The organism is Streptomyces sp. SID5785, from assembly GCF_009870065.1.
GTDB lineage: Bacteria > Actinomycetota > Actinomycetes > Streptomycetales > Streptomycetaceae > Streptomyces.
In genome coordinates this window covers 1-813 of record NZ_WWIA01000513.1, presented here as the reverse complement: position 1 = coordinate 813, position 813 = coordinate 1, and the positions used below count along the sequence as shown (strand labels likewise).

The following is an 813-nucleotide window of genomic DNA, read 5'->3' as shown; positions in this document are numbered from 1 at the left end:
TCACGAACCCGGCGTCCCGCAGGAGGTCCGCCATCTGCTCCGGCCGGCGCCGGTGGACGTGGACGTGCATCGGGTGCCCGCCGTACCCCGTGGTCTTCAGCGTGGTCGTCCCGCCTGCGTGGAAGCCGACCAGCAGCGGCGCACCGGGCCGCAGGACGCGATGGAACCCGGCGCACACGGCGGGCAGTTCCTCGTCCGGTACGTGGATGGTCGACCAGAAGGCGAGCAGCCCGCCGAGCGAGGCGTCGGCGAGAGCGAGCCGGGTCATGTCACCGGTCGTGAAGCGCACGCCGGGATGGTCGCGCCGGGCCACCTCGATCATTTTGGGTGAGAGGTCGAGGCCGAAGGCGTCGAGCCCCGCCTCCCGCAGACGGGCCGTGACGTGCCCCGGCCCGCAGCCGACGTCCGCGACCGGCCCGCCCCCGGCGTCGCGCACGAGGTCGGCGAAGAGTGCGAGGGCGGCCCGCAGATGCGGCTTCGCGGCCAGCACCGGGCGGAGGATCTCCGCGTAGGAGCCGGCCACGGTGTCGTAGGAACGGCGGGTGTCCGCCAGCCAGGGTGCGGTCCGGGGCGAGGTCATGACGCCCCACCGTAGGGCAGGGCCGGCGCGGCGGGTTTCGGCGGTGGCCGGGGCTGCCGCGTTCGGGCCGGCCCCGGCGCCGCGTCGTCGCGTCACCCTCGGGTCAGCCGAGGGCGCCCGCCTCCGCGAGGATCGCCGCCTCCTTGTCGGGGGCGATGCCGTGGCGGTCCCAGCCGGGCGGGTCCACCTGCGGCGAACCGTCGCGCAGCCAGGCCCAGGTGTCCGCCACGGTG

Annotated in this window: 1 protein-coding gene; it reads right to left on the bottom strand. The window is 75.9% G+C overall.

What is annotated here, in order from left to right; all coding sequences use genetic code 11:
- Positions 1–580, bottom strand: a 580-nt coding sequence (locus GTW43_RS16665) for a class I SAM-dependent methyltransferase (RefSeq protein WP_161302817.1), incomplete at its 3' end; no start/stop codon positions are given.
- Positions 581–813: the final 233 nt, after the last annotated feature.